Annotated in this window: 17 protein-coding genes and 1 CRISPR repeat array (1 of these 18 cut by a window edge); of the genes, 4 read left to right on the top strand and 13 right to left on the bottom strand. The window is 35.3% G+C overall.

All coding sequences use genetic code 11. The features are described from left to right. Positions 1-3,341: a CRISPR direct-repeat array (repeat unit 30 nt; unit sequence ATTTCAATTCCTATATGGTGCGATTGAGAG) (it extends 3,231 nt beyond the left edge of the window). A gap of 205 nt (positions 3,342-3,546) precedes the next feature. The 10 genes from cas2 to MM214_RS10140 all read right to left on the bottom strand — a co-directional run bounded on the left by cas2 (position 3,547) and on the right by MM214_RS10140 (position 14,572). Continuing rightward, entirely contained in the window at positions 3,547-3,810 is a 264-nt protein-coding gene (cas2, locus tag MM214_RS10185; protein WP_241295001.1) for a CRISPR-associated endonuclease Cas2, read from the bottom strand. 242 nt (positions 3,811-4,052) lie between these two features. Then, positions 4,053-4,445: a four helix bundle protein gene (locus tag MM214_RS10180; protein ID WP_241294999.1), complete on the bottom strand. Its 393-nt coding sequence runs from the start codon at positions 4,443-4,445 to the stop codon at positions 4,053-4,055. A 253-nt stretch (positions 4,446-4,698) separates the two neighbouring features. Further along, entirely contained in the window at positions 4,699-5,703 is a 1,005-nt protein-coding gene (cas1b, locus tag MM214_RS10175) for a type I-B CRISPR-associated endonuclease Cas1b (RefSeq protein WP_241294997.1), read from the bottom strand. 85 nt (positions 5,704-5,788) lie between these two features. Beyond that, complete coding sequence (locus MM214_RS10170; protein ID WP_241294995.1) at positions 5,789-6,157, bottom strand: four helix bundle protein; 369 nt, start codon at positions 6,155-6,157, stop codon at positions 5,789-5,791. A 132-nt stretch (positions 6,158-6,289) separates the two neighbouring features. Next, positions 6,290-6,805 carry a CRISPR-associated protein Cas4 gene (locus MM214_RS10165; protein ID WP_241294993.1) on the bottom strand — a complete coding sequence of 172 codons (516 nt, stop codon included), beginning with the start codon at positions 6,803-6,805 and terminating at the stop codon, positions 6,290-6,292. Positions 6,806-7,057: 252 nt separating this feature from the next. After that, positions 7,058-8,461 carry a hypothetical protein gene (locus MM214_RS10160; protein WP_241294991.1) on the bottom strand — a complete coding sequence of 468 codons (1,404 nt, stop codon included), beginning with the start codon at positions 8,459-8,461 and terminating at the stop codon, positions 7,058-7,060. A 131-nt stretch (positions 8,462-8,592) separates the two neighbouring features. After that, positions 8,593-10,866, bottom strand: coding sequence for a CRISPR-associated helicase Cas3' (cas3, locus tag MM214_RS10155; protein WP_241294987.1), 2,274 nt, complete (start codon positions 10,864-10,866; stop codon positions 8,593-8,595). Between the two features lies 1 nt (position 10,867). Then, positions 10,868-11,539, bottom strand: coding sequence for a hypothetical protein (locus tag MM214_RS10150; protein WP_241294985.1), 672 nt, complete (start codon positions 11,537-11,539; stop codon positions 10,868-10,870). Next, positions 11,532-12,557: a type I-B CRISPR-associated protein Cas7/Cst2/DevR gene (gene cas7i, locus MM214_RS10145; RefSeq protein ID WP_241294983.1), complete on the bottom strand. Its 1,026-nt coding sequence runs from the start codon at positions 12,555-12,557 to the stop codon at positions 11,532-11,534. Before cas7i ends, MM214_RS10150 begins: the two co-directional genes overlap by 8 nt. A gap of 14 nt (positions 12,558-12,571) precedes the next feature. Further along, positions 12,572-14,572, bottom strand: coding sequence for a hypothetical protein (locus MM214_RS10140; RefSeq protein WP_241294981.1), 2,001 nt, complete (start codon positions 14,570-14,572; stop codon positions 12,572-12,574). 158 nt (positions 14,573-14,730) lie between these two features. Between MM214_RS10140 and MM214_RS10135 the strand changes: the two genes are divergently transcribed. The 3 genes from MM214_RS10135 to MM214_RS10125 all read left to right on the top strand — a co-directional run bounded on the left by MM214_RS10135 (position 14,731) and on the right by MM214_RS10125 (position 15,506). Then, positions 14,731-15,006 carry a hypothetical protein gene (locus tag MM214_RS10135; RefSeq protein WP_241294979.1) on the top strand — a complete coding sequence of 92 codons (276 nt, stop codon included), beginning with the start codon at positions 14,731-14,733 and terminating at the stop codon, positions 15,004-15,006. A 29-nt stretch (positions 15,007-15,035) separates the two neighbouring features. Beyond that, positions 15,036-15,203, top strand: a complete 168-nt coding sequence (locus tag MM214_RS10130) for a hypothetical protein (RefSeq protein WP_241294976.1) — start codon at positions 15,036-15,038, stop codon at positions 15,201-15,203. A gap of 126 nt (positions 15,204-15,329) precedes the next feature. Then, a complete protein-coding gene (locus MM214_RS10125; protein WP_241294972.1) occupies positions 15,330-15,506 on the top strand; it encodes a hypothetical protein in 177 nt (58 codons plus the stop codon). A gap of 49 nt (positions 15,507-15,555) precedes the next feature. Here MM214_RS10125 and cas6 read toward each other — a convergent pair whose 3' ends face one another. The 3 genes from cas6 to MM214_RS10110 all read right to left on the bottom strand — a co-directional run bounded on the left by cas6 (position 15,556) and on the right by MM214_RS10110 (position 18,074). Beyond that, positions 15,556-16,347, bottom strand: a complete 792-nt coding sequence (cas6, locus tag MM214_RS10120) for a CRISPR-associated endoribonuclease Cas6 (protein WP_241294969.1) — start codon at positions 16,345-16,347, stop codon at positions 15,556-15,558. Positions 16,348-16,566: 219 nt separating this feature from the next. Beyond that, positions 16,567-17,475, bottom strand: coding sequence for a hypothetical protein (locus MM214_RS10115; RefSeq protein WP_241294967.1), 909 nt, complete (start codon positions 17,473-17,475; stop codon positions 16,567-16,569). A gap of 23 nt (positions 17,476-17,498) precedes the next feature. Beyond that, positions 17,499-18,074: a hypothetical protein gene (locus MM214_RS10110; protein WP_241294965.1), complete on the bottom strand. Its 576-nt coding sequence runs from the start codon at positions 18,072-18,074 to the stop codon at positions 17,499-17,501. 377 nt (positions 18,075-18,451) lie between these two features. Between MM214_RS10110 and MM214_RS10105 the strand changes: the two genes are divergently transcribed. After that, positions 18,452-19,888, top strand: coding sequence for an NADP-dependent isocitrate dehydrogenase (locus tag MM214_RS10105; protein WP_241294962.1), 1,437 nt, complete (start codon positions 18,452-18,454; stop codon positions 19,886-19,888). The last annotated feature ends 90 nt before the right edge of the window (positions 19,889-19,978 follow it).

Below are 19,978 nucleotides of genomic sequence, written 5' to 3'. Positions count from 1 at the left end.
CATCAATTTCAATTCCTATATGGTGCGATTGAGAGAAGGCTCTAGTATAAAGGACCATTCGCCCCTATTTATTTCAATTCCTATATGGTGCGATTGAGAGTTTTGACTTGCAAACAGTCTATTGGACGATCTAAATTATTTCAATTCCTATATGGTGCGATTGAGAGCATCTTCTGACCAAAACAAGGACTATTTGCATACTCATTTCAATTCCTATATGGTGCGATTGAGAGAAGTCTAAAGTATATAATCATAAAAGAGATGGCTTAAATTTCAATTCCTATATGGTGCGATTGAGAGATCATCATCACTCTACATCCGAGTCAGGGACAGCAAATTTCAATTCCTATATGGTGCGATTGAGAGAATCTATTCCTACGCTGTGCGCTTTGAGCCTCCACGTATTTCAATTCCTATATGGTGCGATTGAGAGAATATCGCTATATCCTTCATTTTCCTAAGTAGGATCATTTCAATTCCTATATGGTGCGATTGAGAGTAGCCCTGATCAAGTATTATTGACATCATTGTTACATTTCAATTCCTATATGGTGCGATTGAGAGCTGACTCTTTCAATATCCTTGATGTATGTGTCGTTATATTTCAATTCCTATATGGTGCGATTGAGAGTATCTGATTTTGAGTTCACATTTGAAGTATATGATTATTTCAATTCCTATATGGTGCGATTGAGAGAATCTATATTTATATCCCCTCTTAAGAAATTGCCAAATTTCAATTCCTATATGGTGCGATTGAGAGGGAATCCAGAAATTACCAACTTCTTTAAATTCCTTGATTTCAATTCCTATATGGCGCGATTGAGAGTTTTAATCGAAAAACAAGGCGTTTTTGTTTAAAAAAAATTTCAATTCCTATATGGCGCGATTGAGAGGAGCAGCTGTAGCCATTTGAAAAAGGATTCTCAACATTTCAATTCCTATATGGCGCGATTGAGAGCGAAAGACGGTCAACTGACACTAATTATAGTGGTAATTTCAATTCCTATATGGCGCGATTGAGAGTAGCACCACTTGCCAAGATCAGTATAGAAAATGTACTATTTCAATTCCTATATGGCGCGATTGAGAGGCTGGTGAGCTAAGGGCAATATGGGCAGAAACAGCTATTTCAATTCCTATATGGCGCGATTGAGAGAGCCTCAATGGCCTTCGATGAGGATTATGTAATCCTATTTCAATTCCTATATGGCGCGATTGAGAGATAACAGGCGCAAACTTCAAAGCAAACACAATTACATTTCAATTCCTATATGGCGCGATTGAGAGATGTGCCACGGTAAGGACTACTTTACTACCGGTCACATTTCAATTCCTATATGGCGCGATTGAGAGCACTGAGGCAAGGATCTGATGATCCTCTGGAATCTCATTTCAATTCCTATATGGCGCGATTGAGAGTTAGGTGTGAACATTTACAGATATCTTGCTCAAGAAATTTCAATTCCTATATGGCGCGATTGAGAGTAGATCTAGATACTACTTGATCAATAAACTTTTTGATTTCAATTCCTATATGGTGCGATTGAGAGCATGCTGCAATTATCTAAGGGCGCAATTTTCAAAAATTTCAATTCCTATATGGTGCGATTGAGAGTTCGAAATCATTTGCTCCAGAGGAATGAAACTTGTCATTTCAATTCCTATATGGTGCGATTGAGAGTTCCACCATACTCGCCGCAGGCATAGTATTTAATTTATTTCAATTCCTATATGGTGCGATTGAGAGTTCATGTGCTTAGAGACGTTTGTAAATCCTTCACCGATTTCAATTCCTATATGGTGCGATTGAGAGTTTTAATTTAGCTGTGAAATCATAACTAAATCCATTATTTCAATTCCTATATGGTGCGATTGAGAGTTCAATTACAAAGAGTTCAAACGAATGTTTTATGAAATTTCAATTCCTATATGGTGCGATTGAGAGGAGTGTTTCTAGGAATTCTTTGTTGATAGTTGAAAAATTTCAATTCCTATATGGTGCGATTGAGAGTTCAAGCTCTTGTACTCGCTTATTAGCGTTCAAAATTATTTCAATTCCTATATGGTGCGATTGAGAGCTTTTTCAATAAAATTGGAATCAGCATTGAAAATAAATTTCAATTCCTATATGGTGCGATTGAGAGACACTTTTTCTTTGTACCCAACAGACTTCTATGGGAATTTCAATTCCTATATGGTGCGATTGAGAGTGTTAATGACATAAAAAGGAATTTACTTGATTTTTAATTTCAATTCCTATATGGTGCGATTGAGAGCCAGATTTAACGGATAAATTCCAAAAAATGACAATCAATTTCAATTCCTATATGGTGCGATTGAGAGATTTTTCCTTGAATTTCACAAATAGACCAGAGCCTTATTTCAATTCCTATATGGTGCGATTGAGAGTCCATTCGAGAAGGTGCAACCTGCACCGGTTATGATATTTCAATTCCTATATGGTGCGATTGAGAGAAGAAAAGAGGTTCAAGAATTTGAAGAAGAAATCCTAATTTCAATTCCTATATGGTGCGATTGAGAGGGACTTTTTTAAGTGTGTCTGGATTGAGTTTATATTATTTCAATTCCTATATGGTGCGATTGAGAGAATTTTTAAGAATTTCCTTATCATCATTGAGAGAATAATTTCAATTCCTATATGGTGCGATTGAGAGAGATCCATTTGGAATAGTTGAATGCAAGTACTACGAATTTCAATTCCTATATGGTGCGATTGAGAGTTCTTGGTTTGAATAAATAGATACAATTCTCGCTAAATTTCAATTCCTATATGGTGCGATTGAGAGGCAGGAAGTTATCAGCCAGTATATAGCCAAATACCAAATTTCAATTCCTATATGGTGCGATTGAGAGAAGTCTAAGTATGTGATCGGGTATCCCATAAGATATATTTCAATTCCTATATGGTGCGATTGAGAGCCTCTAATTTTGCTTTGTATTCAACATCCTTGGTCTATTTCAATTCCTATATGGTGCGATTGAGAGAACCGAGAAACCCGCCATTGAGCCAAACGTGTGTTAGATTTCAATTCCTATATGGTGCGATTGAGAGCTGTGTGTACTTGCATGGTAGATCTCCTTTTACCTTATTTCAATTCCTATATGGTGCGATTGAGAGTCAAGAAAGAAAAGAAGGGCAAGAATATATTGTTTATATTTCAATTCCTATATGGTGCGATTGAGAGCTGCACTTATTTACAGACAAGCAAATACGATAGTATATTTCAATTCCTATATGGTGCGATTGAGAGCTGGTAGAAGTCACTATAATTTATTTTATCAGTTAAATTTCAATTCCTATATGGTGCGATTGAGAGCCGTTGAAACGACACACTAAAATAGCCTTTTTTAATCAATTTGGTTGTTTATTCTTTAGAAATTCTAGATCTAAATGCGTCGATCGACAATAACCCATTTTTACCTGAGTTTCGACAACTTATTAAATTAATGATAACCAGTAAGTTAAAATTATTTGTGGTCCATGAATTAACTTTGACCTCAATCTTTAGCGTCATTCGACAACTATAAAAAAGTATCTAATTCATTTTTCTCTTGCCCTATTACTTCTTTGTCTAACCATTTTTCTTCTCTACTCTTGAATACGATCAAGCTATCTTCTTCGATTTTCATAATCTTTTTTGCATTGATAACCAGTTCTTTATATTTTACCTCCGTAATTTCTCCTTCAAATACTGAATTCTGAATCCAATTCAAATATTTCCTACATAACTTCAGCATTTTGCCGACTCTCTTTTCTCCAATATCGTAAACTAAAATGATGTACATGGTTGAATTATTGAATTATAGAATTATAGAATTATAGAATTATAGAATTATTGAATTATTGAATTACTGAATTATAGAATTGTAGAATTATTGAATCATCCAATCCTTCAACCCATCAACCCTTCAATCCTTCAACCCATCAATCCCTCAACCCTTCAACCCTTCAATCCCTCAATCCTTCAATCCCTCAACCCTTCAACCCTTCAATCCCTCAACCCTTCAATCCTTCAACCCTTCAATTATCATTTATTTAATTTGGCATTTTTTCTTGCGGTTGAGAATATACTCAATAATTCTTCAGATTCTTTGAACAACTTTTGAAATGTATCAATATCAATTAATTGAGCTTCAAATAGCAATTCAAGCCAAAAACATGTTTCATCAGCCTCTTCGACTACAATAGACATTTTACTGAAAAACTCTGCTCCCGACCTTGCCCTACATGCTGCACGGTAATTTGCGGCTTGTGAAGTTGCACTTTTAATGATTTGATATGATATCACGGATGTTGATCTTTTGCTTGGTAAATTATCGCATATTTTTATTATCTCCAATGCTAAAACCTTTGATCGATCTTGTACCTGCTTAATAAATTCAAACCGTTTATTCTCAACTAAATCCCCGCTCTTTTCCATAACTATAAAAACATAATATTAATTTTCAGTTCTATTATTCAATTATTCATCCCTTCATCCCTTCATCCCTTCATCCCTTCAACCCTTCAGTCATTCAATTACTCAATTATTCAATCATTCAACCCTTCAACCCTTCAACCCTTCAATTATTCAATTATTCAATTATTCAATTATTCAATTATTCAACCCTTCAATTATTCAATCCTTCAACCCTTCAATTATTCAACCCTTCAACCCTTCAACCCTTCAACCCCTACCACCAAATCTTAAAAGGCTGATAAGTTTCCATGCCCAAAAGATGCTTACTGAGTTTGTAACATTCTAATTTCACCAAACTCTTGTAGCTCACTTGTTTGTTCAACGTCCTATGTTTGATCGTCTCATTGAGTCGCTCTTCAAATGCCCGGATGAAAACTTTTTTGCCAGATTCTTTTAATATCACTTTGTTGACATGGAAATCAAAATCTTTGGATTGGATTTCTTTTTTATTCAGAACTCTGAAAATAATTCTATCTACCAAAATCGGCTTGAAAATCTCTGCCAAGTCCAATGCTAAAGAATACCTTCTGTATCCAGGCTCGTGCAAGAAACTGATCGTTGGATTCAATTGGGTATGGTAAATTTGATCCAAGCATAGCGTGTAGCACATCATATTGCCAAACGAAATCAAGGCATTGAGTTCATTCATTGGAGGCTGCTTGCTTCTGCCTTCCATCGCATGGTCCTTGACTATAATGTCAAAAGCTTGATAATATACCTGCCGAATATTGCCTTCAATACCCATCAGCCCAGGGATGGTAGTGGTGTTTTCAATTTCTTGGGCATAAAGGTCGATTTTCGCCAACTGAATCTCCAAGTCTTTGCCTCGATTATGGTAATACTTTAGGTTTTTGGACATATTGAATGCTGCTCCAGTAATCAATTTCTGTGCGATGACCATACGCTTACCAGTGTGGAGGTAGTGCTGCGTTTGGTTGATTTGCATTTTGCCAGCGAGCAAGTATTCTTTGGATTGAAAGCTTCCAGTGTAGTGCTCGTAATAATCGAAAAAGTGCACACTAACCCCGTTTTTGCCAAGAAAATTATAAAGCGCACTGTTGGCATCCAATGATCCAAAACAGTAGAAATCTGATACACCTTCTATAGGGATATACTTAGGCGTACCTTCTTTGCCAGATTCATCTACAGGAGTAAACTTGAGCGTATTGTCTTTTCTACTCATTCTGCCAGGATTGAAGAGATAGTAGGTTTTTTTCATGGGTTGGGAAGATTGATTGGATTGGATAAGATTGAAATAGATTGATAGGATTGAAATAGATTGATCACAATGGGAATTTGTGGTTTTATGTGGAGACGTTTTTTCGCATGTTTGCTAAGATTTTTAATAATTCAGTACTTTCTAGGTGCAAAGTTTTGGTGTTTTCATTTTCTAAAATTCCCGATGTAATCAGTAATTCCAACCACATTTCAGTCTCATCTGCTTCCTCAACAACTATCGAAAGTTTACTGAAAAACTCTGCTTTTGAACGTGCTCTCAAAGCTGCCCTGTAATTGGCATACATAGACGTACCTGACTTGGTAAGTTGATAATTGATGACATTTCCCCTGGCAGATTTCGGGTAATTATCAGAGAGGGCTAAAATACCTAAGGCAAATTTTCTCAGCCGGTCTCTCACCTCAATTTTATACAGTACCCAATTACTATTCTTCATATCCCATATATTTTTCCAATTTCCCCACAATCTCTTACTATCAATTTCAATTCAGTTTCCCTCAATCTCCAATCAATCTTCTTCTCTCAATCTCCAATCAATCTTCTTCTCTCAATCTCAGCTCAATCTCTTTCAATCAATCCCACCTTCCCCCGCATAGCAAAAATCAAAATAGCTGCATTTCTTACAAATTGTTTTCTTCAGCAAGGGAGGGCAGTTGTCTTTGTGGATGATTTCAGAACTTTCAGAAACCCAATTTTCTACTTTTTCTTTGTCTCCTTCTTCCCATTCTACGATCTCTTTTTGTTTCATTTTTGGATATTCCAAGATTGCAGAAGCCCCGTGAATTCCGTTTTTCAGCAAAACATATAGATAATACTTGACTTGAGCAAAATGAGCCTGCTCCAACTTATCAGTCTTTTTTACTTCGTGAATCACCTTGTTTTTGGCGTCATAGTAATCGATTTTGATACCGTCCAATTCTAATTCGGTGTATTTTCTGGCTCTATCTAAATAGGTCGTTTCAGAAATCAATTTTCCTTCTGCCACTATTTGAGAGGTATGTTCCATTTGGATTCCATTGGCAAATAGCCAAAGTTTCCTATAGCAAGTATGGAGGTAGGCGATATGTGTTCCGGTGATGTTCATGGGTTAATAAAGAAAGCCGAATAACCAAAGAGGAATTTTGTTTTTATGGCCAATTTTGATATTGGTCTGCAATGATAAAAGCATTTTGTTCATTTCAATTTTAATCATATGCCTTTCTAGGAATGTTTTTTCTATTTAACAATTTAGCGGTAAAACGTTGTTTTGAAAAAACGTTTTAATGTTATCTAAAGTGATTTCAGGATTCTTATTTTTAAGTCATATTTGAAATCCGCAATTGCGCATGTTGTCAAATTAAATTACACCAACGACTCTCAATTCACCTTTTAACGCACTCAAGCGACCGTTGGCATAGACTATTCTATTTATCAGCACTTCAGTTTGAAGCTGAATAGCTGATATATCTTTAGCAATTTTTAGTATTGTGGCTACTCTTGCGTAGAAATTTCTTCCTCGCTCGTCGAGAAGGAGTTCTTCTACCTTTTGTCCAAGGATGACAATAGCTTGCTCTGGAGCATGTTCTAAGCAAGGAGTCATTGTTTCGACGATGTTCCACCTGTTTGTATGATGGAGGGCATGTAAAAGTGCTCCATTAATTTTTCCTTCCATACATAACGCTGTGATGTACGCAGGGTGATCGTTTTGGAGTGTTTTCAAATACATCATCCGATCCTCCTCTTTCATTAGCTCTTGGATGATTTTGTAATATTTTTTGGAAAAGTTCCACTTAATCAGGTGAAGTGTGACCTCTAGGTATAAGCTTGGGTCTTCATTTGGATTGAGAACATCAAAATACAGTTCGGCACTTTCTTGACGAAATAATCCATTATTCCATAATTGCTTGGCGATGTTCCTGAACTTGTTGCTGTCAGTAGATTTGTATAGGTCCAAAAGATCGAGTGCCAGGTGTACACTTGATTGGTAATACTTCAAGGCGGCTTTCTCGTAGCTTTCAATTCCTCCAATTTTTTTATGTAGTTCGGTGTACAACCAGGGCAAATGTGTCGCTTTGTTTTTCTCTTCTATGACATCAAGTAGGATACTCGCTTCCGAGCCAGAATGAATTAGGCTGTATAAACATGCCTCAAAAAACAACAGAAAACTGGAATCTTCATCATCTAATTCAGTATGCTGATCAAAAAGAACAGTTGCAATGGTGTAGAGCTGATCTTCGGGAATTTGTATTGCCTTGAAGATCGGAAGAAAGCTTTCTAAATGATTTTCAAATGCATTGAGCATCGTCAGGGAAGGATCTGGGACTTCGTAGTAATCCTCGTTGAGCTTAGCATCCAAACATGCTTTATAAATACTGATCATGTATAAAAAAGCCAAATCGAAATGTTTAATTGAGCAATACCTTTCTACTTCGGCTACATGAATGCCGATGACCCTACTGATCTCTTCCTCAGCCATTTCTTCCAGTGCTTCATGTTCTGGAATATATCCACTATGAGCAAGTTCATAGTCATTCCAATCCAGTTCATCAAATTTGATGGATTCAAGATCTGTTTTGATCAAATCCTTACTGGCCAGTATAAAATCACCTGGGTCTGTCACCGTCAGCGCCAACTGCTTATCCTTAGGCTTGAGATAAAAGTTGATAAATTGTTCTTTAAGCTGCTCATCTTGCTCAAGTATGGTGTTGAGAAATGAAAGTTTGAGCTGATCGGAAGCTTGCTGGAAGAATTGGTCAAACATGGGAGATTTTATTTTATTTTTCATTTAATACTGACACGTTCAAAAATCGCTTTTTCAAGATTGAAAAAGCAGAAAGAACAATTTTCAATTCGAATAATAGCAATGTTAAGTATTGATTTTCAATAATTAAATTATAGAAATTGAATGTCAAGATTTTTTTTTATGACCTTATAGCCAGTTAATTCATTGTATTGAAAATCATAGGCTATTGTCGTATTCAATTTTTCATCTTTTTTGAAATGTGTCCCTCTGAGTTCATAATAATATACTTGAACTAATAATTGATTAGCTTCAATAAAACGTTTCTCATTCTTAAGTTCTATAAATTCATCAATAAGATTAGCGCACAATATTTCAGTTTTTTGGTTATTTTGCTCTAGTGCATCTTCAATCCAATTGTTCCAATCTCCCGCAGTCCAATCTGTTTCAAAATTTTGGATGGTACTGTTTCGTAATCCTAGCTCATAGTCTTTTTGCTGATTCTCGTTGTACCCATTATCATATACTTGATTACAAACAGTAGTTAAATCATTCTCGGAAAGCTTTTTATTATCCAAAATCGACAAGTAATCCCATGTGTTTTTTAGTACTTCTTCGTCATAAAAATATTTGGTAATGCCAATAATATTTTTAAATAAATATACAGGAGCCAAATCTTTATTACCAGCTCTATTTACCCTGCCAAATCTTTGGATAAGCGCATCTATTGGGGCATTTTCAATAAAAGCTACATCATAATCAATATCAAGACTTACTTCAACTGCTTGTGTGGCAATAAGAAGTTTTGGTCTTTTATTTTGATCATCATTGGTAATTCTTTTCTCAATTTCGTTCCTGCCTTTCTTATGGAATCCGCTATGAAGTAGTGCCACATCACTTCCTTTTTTGTGATTAATTTCCTCAACAAGCTGTTGAGCTGTCTTTACATTATTAACAATTACCAAAACACTTTTATCTTCATTTAAGAATTGCTTAATCAAATCTATTTTATCTCGAATTGTCGTATCTGCTTGGCAATACAAAGTATGTCTTTTGCGGTCAAGTATCATTCGATCACTTTCAATCATAGAATTCGGACGAATTAATTTGCTTTCATCTCCTTCAAAAACTTCATCAATAATATTTTTCAACATAAAATCCGGGATTGTAGCAGACATGAAGAAAAATCTAGCATTAAATAATCGTCGGAATAGCTTAATACTTGCTAAAAGCAAACCTGTAAGTAGAGCATTGTATGTGTGAAATTCATCAATGATAAAGAGCGCATTTTTGTAGTCATACAAGGACAATTCCCAACCCTTGCCCTTTAGTGATGTTTTGAGTATCTGATGTAAAGTAGCTACTTTTACTGGGTAAAAAAGCTCGGATGAAAGAGACTTTTTTGATCTTGCCTCCATCTCTAATTTTTTATAATCAATTGTTTCGTCATTTGAAACTTCTTCGGACAATTGCTCATAAAAAAAGTCAAGGGTCTTTGAGTGCAGGGCTGTCACCCTTTCTTTTCCAAATATATTCTGCAATCTTTTTACCATTGCATTGATGCTTGCAGTATAAGGTAGAAGATATAAAAGACGTACATTCTTTTGTTGATTAGCGAAAACCCAACTCAAGGCTGCCTCTGTTTTCCCAGATCCAGTTGGAGCATGCAAAATCACATCAGATTGTATATTTTGGAGTTTTTCTTGAAAACCTCTAAATGAAAGATATTCTCCACATTTGTCACGAGGTTGAAAATCTTTTAAATAGATTTCTTTGTAAGTTGGTAAATCATTCTCTAATCGAGCCGAACCAATATGATCAGATGCAATCAATAATGCACGCATTAGTGAAAAGCGACTTAAATAATCATGAGATTCAATCGACTCTTTTTGCAATCTGTGATGAAGAATCTTAACCCACTTTTTACTTATTTGTAAATGATTTTTTTTGTCTTGCATTTCATAATTTAATCCAAACAATGCTAGCCAATAACTTAACTTTTCTGCATTTATTGATTCGCCATCAATATTTACTGCATTCTCAATTTCATAAGTCAGGTTTCCTTTATTTAATCTACCTGAAGAATCTAAATGAGGAATAATGCCTTTGTGATGTGTTGCAATGGCAAACATTTCATCATCAGGTATTTCTAAGAAATTTTCACAAAACCAAAGAGAAAGTATTTCATGGCGTAAACCTACATCTTTTGCACCTTGCAAACGTCTTTGAAATTCTTTATGAACTTTTCCTAAGTCATGTAAAACAGCACTTCGGTAGAGCTTTTCTTTCCAAAAGTCCTTTTCAACAGGGTCAAAAGGCAAACGTTCAAGCAGATTTTCTCCTGCTTTAATGACATGCCACGTATGCATTTCAAGAGTAGTTTGCCCATCACTTTTGGCATAAATGCTATCAAAGAAATCTTTCATTTTAAAATTGATGAAAGTAAAAACTTTGAATATCGCTTCCTTGAGTTTGATATAGATTTTGAATATTCAATATTGATTCATTATCTGGAGGAATAGCCATAAAAATCCTTGTATTAGTGGCTTTTCTTCCTCCGCCTACATCATTACTTTCTTGGTAAGCTTCAGCTAATTGCACCAGTTGTCCTCCTGCTTTCAAATCAGAACTAAATGGTATCATAGTGCCTGAAATGGTCGCTTTGGTAACTGATTTGATTTCCACTATTTGAACACTTTCAATCTTAAGAATATCCTGAGAGCGACCTAATGATGGGGTTCCCACAGGGTTATTGAAATAGTTTTCCCAATCAATTCGATTCAGCCAAATGGTAAGCTGTGGGGCAACATGAAATTCCCTCGAATATGCATCAGTTCCCTTACTGTGCGATTTTACTTTTTTTCCATCATATTCGAGCCTTTGACGTGTTTCTAAGTCTTTCCCGACAGTATCAAAGGAATAATTGAAACCAATTTTTACTTCATCTGATGTAACTAATCTTCCCAAACAACAGCCAATTAGACCTAAGAGTAATGAATAAGATGGTACGGACATACAGACGGCATTACCAGATAATATAAACGGCATACGAGGTGTAGCAGTCCAACCCGAAAAGCGAACTTCTAGTGCCTTATCCATTTTTTAAGTACTTTTCTGTAAACTTAGTTGCGATTCCCTGAGGAGAATCTACTATGAAACCATCTCCTATTTCTTTTACTTCAGATTCGTTTTGTAGGTATCCTGAACGAATTCCAATATAAATTGGTGTGGCTAATTTATCCTTAAAATCTTGTTCAATTTGTTTCAATGCTTCAATATTTAAAGCAGGTTTTTCTCCCGTCCCAATGAATAAATTATTAAATACAGGATTTGCTGATTCCATCCCAGCTAAAATCAAAACTTTTGGTGTAACGTCAGATCCGAAAGCGGCTTGTTTCGCCCCTCCACGTAAAAATGCCAATCCCTTCAATAGTCCGGTAGCATGTTTTTTCCTGATTTCTTCCCCATTTTTAAGAGTGAATCTTTTATGTTTCGAATTTGTCAAATCTGATATTTGAAATTTATCTGCATGCTTTTCCAACAAATCTTTTGACAATTCCTGATGACTTCCAAGGTTATCATATACCCCAAGACGGTAATATTCTAGATTGAAAAAGCCTTCTAAATGTGTCGAATAAAAACGAGTAGAATATGGAAGAGGGCTTCCTTCATTAAGATGAACAAAGGCCTCATCGTTATTCATCACTCTCATGTTTCTTATTCCTTTAAGTATCGAACTTTTAAATGGAGATGTGCGCTGAATGCTTTCCTCCGAATTATCACCACTTTTCATATAACCAAATATATCATCTTCTGGAAAATCGACAGGATTCAATTCTGTTGCTATTTTACTTGTAGAACCCTTGGCTGATTGCTTAATTGCCCTCAATTCACTAGGATTCCAATTATTCTCTTCGTTTGTAGTGTCTCTTAGCCACCTTCTCCAAGATTGAGCTGATACATATGGGACTTCTTCGGCTCTTCCATTTACCTTTTCTCTGAAGGTTTTAGGAATAACTTTGTTTTTGTCCTCACCTGATCCTAAACCAGCTCCATTTAAGAATGCAGCAGTGGCATCAATCAATATTGCTCCGGTTATGTTTTTTAATGTTGCCATAAAATAAGAATTTATTAGTTAGTTAAATTATTGTGATTATTGTGTAAAGATTTATGTGACTGTTTTATTAATGAAAACTTGATTGCAAACTTTGAAAATGAAAGTACGTACTCTCCATTAGGTGCATAAAGAAGCGAATCTGCCCATTTTTCAGAGATATTTTTATTGTCCACTTTTAAAAACTTATTGGTGTTTTCAATAGCTTCATGAAACCAAATCAGGAATTTTGAGCTTTCATTTGGTATTGTGTTTACAAGATTTTGGAATTTCAGGATAGGTTTAGAACTTATCTCCTTATTTTCATACTTTTCATAATAATATGCTTGGTAGTCATTGGCAAATTCTTGCAATTGGTCAAAATATTGAGAACACTGATCATCTATTTGCCAATATTTTGATTTTTCTATGTCTTTAATTTCAAAATAATCTTGATTGGGTTGACTAAAGAAAATCCTTAAAAGACTATTCAAACCATTTCTAATGCTACGATAGTATTTATCGTAAAGGGCAAATAAAATACTTTCCAAGTCTAGGGCCTCTTTATTAATTGCTCTATAAAAAACATTATCATAATTGACAGAAAGGTATTTTTGTGAGCTTAGCAAATCTTTTTTAATAGTCTCATGTCTTTTATCCTGTTGGATGAAAGCTATCAACCAATTGCAAACATTGAGTGTATTTGAGCCTTTGTAACTCAGTTCCGGCAATTGGTAACTGAATGTGTTCTTGTAATGATAAAAATGGACAATTTTTAAAATGTTGTAAAATGTGTTTCTTATTGGAACTTGCATCGGATCATCAAGAATATCAATATGATGTAATAAGCTCCACTCTCCATTCTCAGTAGCTTTTACCAAAACCGCATAAAGATCATTTGAAAATTCCTTTTCACGCCATGCATCTCGCTTTCCTATATATTTAGCAAAAGAGTCAGACTTATATTTTTGAATTAAATATGCTAGATACCTAGCATATTGGGTCTTTTGTGGGCTTTGGATTTCTTTGTGATATGCCTCCATAAAAGCAACCGAAACACCCTCATAATCTCCTTTATTTTTTCCTGTGCCAAACACAGAAGGGTAGAGTAAATACCAATCTTGATTGTTTTCCAGATCTTCAATAAATCTATGACTGTCTTTGTTTAGAATATTAATCAATTCATTAGTTATTTGAGAGTTTTGCCTTAGTCTGATAAGTTTTTTAATCAAATTATTAGGCACTCTCTCAATCTCACAACTTGCACCTGTGCCAGAATTGGAAAAACTCCAAAGATTCAGATCTGAATATTCATCTTCTATTTCCTTATCCTCCAAAATTTTCATTGCTTTTAATAAGTAATTCCCTTTTGCAAACTCCTTTATATTTTCGACAGGATCTTTTGAGCTTGTTATTTGAATACGTTTTTCTACTTCTTTTACATTACTAGCAATAAAATTCCTAGTAAATTCAAAATTGGAAGAGTCAACTAACAAAATTCCTCCTTTATAAATCAAAGATGATAGAGGTAAAAACTGCAAAATTGCAACGCAAATTGGGTGAATTTCAATTGCAAATTTAGCTTGAGGTAATGCCTGAGCATCTGATCCTAGTCCACCAATAAGTGGAAACCACCCACGATTGATAGTTGTGTCCTTTTTTATGATTTCCTTCTCTGTAAAGCCAACTTTCTTTAATGCCTTTGCATAAATACTTTCAAAAGGAGTGTTGAATCTTAAACCTGAAATTTCACAAATGCTTTCACCTTCATTTTCAAAAGATTCAATTATGGTTTGAAATAAGCTATTATAAACATTTACTCCATTTGTTTTATCATTGTGAAGGGGGCCATTTTTTGTGAATAACATAGTGTAGTTCTTTAACCTTTTATTAAGCAACAATAATCCCTTCTCGTTATATAGCCTTAAAAGTAAATCAGTTGTAACTTCTGTGACACTTTTTAAATTACCCAATGCTTCAATGGTCATTAAAGCATTGTTTAGCATTGCATTTCCAGAATAATTTCTTAATATTTCCATATGATTAAATAACTAAATAAAATTATTTCTTAAATTTGAGATTTCCAAGAAAGGAATTGAAACTATGAATAAACAACTAACCTTAATCGCACCATCTTGGATTTCCTGGAGGAATATGTTTTCTTCCATTTTTTCCATTAAATAAAGACCAAAGGAATATGGACATAGATTTTTCTGAACTAAGCTTTGTAAATGGAGATTATCCTGATGGAATCTCGCAAAAGGAAATTTTGTCTGTTCTGGCAAATGAAAATCACAAATTATACAATATTCCAGGTTTCCCCTTGAAGGAGTTCTATAATCTTGCATGTGGTTATAGTAGTAGCAAGAGAATCCTGTTAATTGCTTCTCGAATTGTAGAAATGAAACGGCAGGTAATACAGGTAAAGGTTGCTGATGAAAATGAAATTGAATCCTATTATTGCAAAGGTTGAAATCTCCAGATTTTTTATATATTTGATCTATGGAATCAAAAGCTATATTCAGTCCTAATCCTTTTGCCAATGCCCATACAAAGGAAGAAAAGGAAAATGTATGGAATATGTTGAAGTCAAAAGCTGCACGCTTAAGTCGGGAAGAAGCGGATAAACTTTTGGAGGAAGCTATTCGCTTACAAAAAGCTGAAAAGTAATACCACGATAACTGTTTTGTTTTTTTCTTCAAGTTTCCTCTGTAAAATAAATATGAGGTGATAAAAAGGAATGGAGCAATTATATGTTGCGTATAAAGACGCTTTTCAACTCGCTTGATATCAACTATGTCCAAAAAACACACCCCAAATTGCTTTGATGATCGTAACCTGCCGAATGGAGATATTTCTATGGAGAGGTCATTGGAAATTGATCTCCTGATGAAAGACAGAATTGAAAAACTCAAAATCGACCTCCAAGAAAATATAGGTAAAATCTTCAAAAAGAAGGTTTCGAATGATTGATTATTGATTTGTATAGTTCTTTGCATTTCCCCCTGTTTACGATCAATATTTAACTTTTTACCTCCACACATCCAAAACCCTGACTACCCAAGTGACCAAAGCCAGCATAGTAGCCTAACTCTTGTAGTTCTTTTGGTGCGCGGAATTCAAATTCATACATATACCCGATCAGCATGGTAGCCTGTGCCGTTAGCTGTTTGATCTTGACGCCGTTTTTATAAATCTTCCCCAATGGCTTAAAAGAAAAATTAGGTATTGAATCAATAAACCCTTCATTATCTTGGCTATTAGCTATCTCAAATGCCTTTGATTTGGATAGTAAATTTTGAATTAGCAATATGCCATAATCAGGATCTTCTGGGTGCAGATAGTCTTCACCACCATCTTTCCTTTTTCTTCGGATGAAAATAGGGGATAAACACCTGTATTGCATGACCTCAGAGATAACTGGTGCTTGGATGGCTTCTATGCTGTTGATTTCATAGGTGACTTTGCTTATCTTATCTCCTATGACAAGATCTTGATCTATAAATAATCCCTTGATAAAACCTTCTGCTGCTCTATCAATCAAAAAGCTAATCTCAAAATTGGCCGATTGACCTTGATGATGGATTCGACCTGCATCCTTAATAACTTTCGATCTCTCAAAGAATATCCTGGAAAAAGTAAACAAGCGAAACTTATTGCCATATGCTAAGTAACCCTCCTCATGTAAGAATCTACTGAAGTCACTGTCCGCACGATCAATCGTCTTATATATTGCAGAAGAGAGTTCGTATTGGTAATTGATAGGTAAAAAACTCTCGTTACCAATCTTACTGATGTGTATCCTGAATCGCATAGGCTATAATTTTTCAACAAGCTAAGAATCTGTCTTTCAAAAAACTAATCTACTGACACTACTTGTCATTCTTTGACTAATAATATTTGATTCTGTAATTTTGAAAAAAATCACTAGTCGTGCAATACCCTGATCAGGGTATTTTTACCTGAAATTTTAAGAAATATTAAAAAGTCTGTGGTGTTAACTTAATAAAAATATTTTCCTTTAAAGTGCTGCTTACCAGCTTGTCTCGAATAGGGCATTTTTGAGCTCATATACTACCTCACCATTTTCTGTAGCTATGAGATCAAACTTCACGAGTGTGGAGGTTTGGCTTTTTGTAATTTCAAAACTACCTGAGGTTTCATATTGAAGCCATTCAACAGGGATAATGGAGCTGTGAAAGAATTTGGGTACCCCAATAAATTTCATAAAATCTATGCGTGGAGATGCTGAATCTTCATCAAATACATATACACCTACAGGCATATTAGAGATGAAATTTTTGAAATTAGCAAACTCCAGATAATAGCCACTATTTGAAAAGATAGAATAAGTTATGACTTCTCCTTGTTGGCTTCTGACTGCAGGAAGAAATATCATATTGTCTATGTTAGAAACGCTATTATTGCCTGAATTGCAAGTACATTTAGAGAAACTTTTGATTTCAATATCTGCTTCAATATCAGTAGGTACTGGTTCTTCATAAAAGTTGGTAGTTCTTTGAAAGATTTGACCGATAACCTTTAGCTTCAGGATTTGATCTTCTACGAATTCAAAGTCTTCAATTTTAAGTGAAGTCACTGGTGTGAAGTCTGCACTGCGATACTCATTGTTGGGATGGATGTAGTCTTTATACCATAAACTCAATAAATTCCCTTGTCTATCAATCATGAGATTAAAAGCAGATCCACCTGACATCAGATTGTTAGGATTTTTCACCCAATGATCAAAGCTCACCGTGATTTGATCCTCACAACAAAGTGTAGCTGTCAGATTCCTTATCAGATGAACGGGTGCTATGTCGTTTACCTTTAAATCAATTTTATTAGGCTCCTCGTTGATCCATTCATCCTCGAAATTGTCAGTATTACATCCGTAGATTAGGGTCAACAGCAGCAATAAAATTGATTTAAGGTATTTCATCGTCAGTTTTTTATGAGAAGGTTTTATCTATTGAATGAAAACACATGAGATAGCGTAATCCCAAAGGCATTTGCAGAATAATATTGATTGAACTCATTTGAGTATTGCATCAAAGTATATGACAAAGCTACCCATTTATAACCAAATTCAAACACTGGACCTGCAGTAGAGTCAAGCTTAAAGTTTGATCCTAATCCCCCAGCGTTGAATTTCACAGCTTGATGGGTAGATATACCCATTCCAAATCGCCAAGCGTCTTTGATCACGTAGTTGCCAGTGAATACTATAGGGACTCTAGTCAGCCTGATATGAACATTTTCAGCTGGTGTAGTCAAATACTTGAACCCAATCAAACCTCTCAATCTGAGTTGCTCGGCTTTTGGTATTTTATACTCAAGACCTACAGAGATTGTCCCTCCTTGGCCAGCATGCATATCAATCACATCACCATTGGTGAATGAGATAGATGCTACTGGTTCACCGCCAAACTCCAAAGCCCCTGAAATCAAAAAACCTAAATTACTCTTTTCTTTGATTTCTTGCCCCTGAAGGCTTTGGAACGTAAATAAAAATACAATTACAAGTAGTTGTTTGATCATACAAATTGGATTTTGATAGAGAATTTTCTAAGAAATTTAATTAAAAATACTTTTTCAAAATCAAATACCATGTATTATGTTTTTGTGAATTCTGTTATACGCTTTTTTGCTAGCAACTTCAATCCATTGGCTCAATCGGTTGTTAATGGTCAATATCCATAAGTATCCAATATCAATTAATATCGGAAGTCAGATAAATCGGGATTTTGTAAGGTTATTGGCAAAGTTCCGTATATCCATATTTGTGAATTATCAACCAACTTTTATGTGTAGGATTTTTACTTATAAAAAATGTTTATCAATCAGATAATAAATATAAATAAAAATATATGAATTATCGGATTTACTTTTGCCTTACAATCAACTACTAAGATACTATGCGAAAAATAACCATTGCAAAAGGAGATGGAATAGGTCCAGAAATAATGGATGCGACCTTGAAAATTCTGATGGCCTCTGGGGCTGAAATAGAAACGGAGGAGATAGAAGTGGGGGAGAAAGTTTACTTGGCAGGAAATACTGCGGGAATTTCTGCTGAATCATGGGACATTATTAGAAGAAATAAGATTTTTCTCAAAGCTCCAATAACAACTACGCAAGGGGGGGGCTACAAAAGCCTGAATGTCACTACCCGTAAATTTCTTGGCTTGTATTCCAATGTAAGACCTTGCATGAGCCTACATCCTTTTGTAGCGACCAAGCATCCGGTGATGGATGTCGTTATCATAAGAGAGAATGAGGAGGATTTGTATGCAGGCATAGAGCATCAGCAAACAGACGAAGTGGTTCAGTGTCTGAAGCTAATCAGCCGACCTGGTTGTGAAAAGATTGTAAGATATGCCTTTGAGTATGCAAAGCAGTACAATCGAAAGAAGGTAACTTGCTTTACCAAAGACAACATCATGAAACAAACTGACGGCTTGTTTCATCAGGTGTTCAATGAAATTGCCAAGGAATATCCTACAATCAAGAATGAGCATTGGATTATCGACATAGGAGCTGCAAAATTGGCTGATACACCCGAGGATTTTGATGTAATTGTCATGCCAAATCTCTACGGAGATGTACTTAGTGATGTCGCCGCTCAGATTACAGGGTCTGTGGGGCTGGCTGGTTCTGCTAATATTGGAGAAGAATGTGCCATGTTTGAGGCCATTCATGGCTCTGCTCCGATGATTGCCGGTCAAAATGTGGCCAATCCTTCTGGACTTTTACAAGGGGCAGTGATGATGCTGAATCATATCGGACAGATAGCTATCGCCGAAAAAATCCACAATGCATGGTTGAAAACCTTGGAAGAAGGTATTCATACGGCAGATATTTATAAAACCGATAGTAGCACTAAAAAAGTGGGCACACAAGAGTTTGCGCAAGCTGTTATTGCAAACTTGGGTAAAAAACCTTCCAAATTGAAAGCGGTCTCTTATGCAAACAACTCAGCTATTAACTTGCCCAAATATAATAGGAAACCTGCTGCGGATAAAAAACTAGTAGGGGTTGACATTTTTGTACATTGGAGTGGTACAGATTCAGAAGAGATTGGGCGATTGATGCAGAAATTGGAAAAAAATAATATCAAGCTCAGTATGATTACCAATCGAGGGATAAAGGTGTGGCCGGAAGGATTTAGCGAGACTTTCTGCACAGATCATTGGAGATGCAGATTCAAAAAATCGGAAAATGCGGAGATGACAAAGCAAGAAATCTGCGATTTGTTATACCAAGCGATAAAGGAGAACATTGACACCATAAAGACTGAAAACCTCTATGAGTTTGATGGAGAACGCAAGTACTCCCTCGGTCAAGGGCAATAAGTATCCGAATTGATCTTGCTCCATCGGTACAAAACAAAAAAAAATTGGGTTAGTGATCCTTATACTAACCCAATTCCTATTTTTTCTTTT

The organism is Belliella kenyensis, assembly GCF_022549675.1.
GTDB classification, from domain to species: Bacteria; Bacteroidota; Bacteroidia; order Cytophagales; family Cyclobacteriaceae; genus Belliella; species Belliella kenyensis.
Note: the sequence above shows the minus strand (reverse complement) of the source record. Positions and strands in the feature narration are given on the sequence as shown.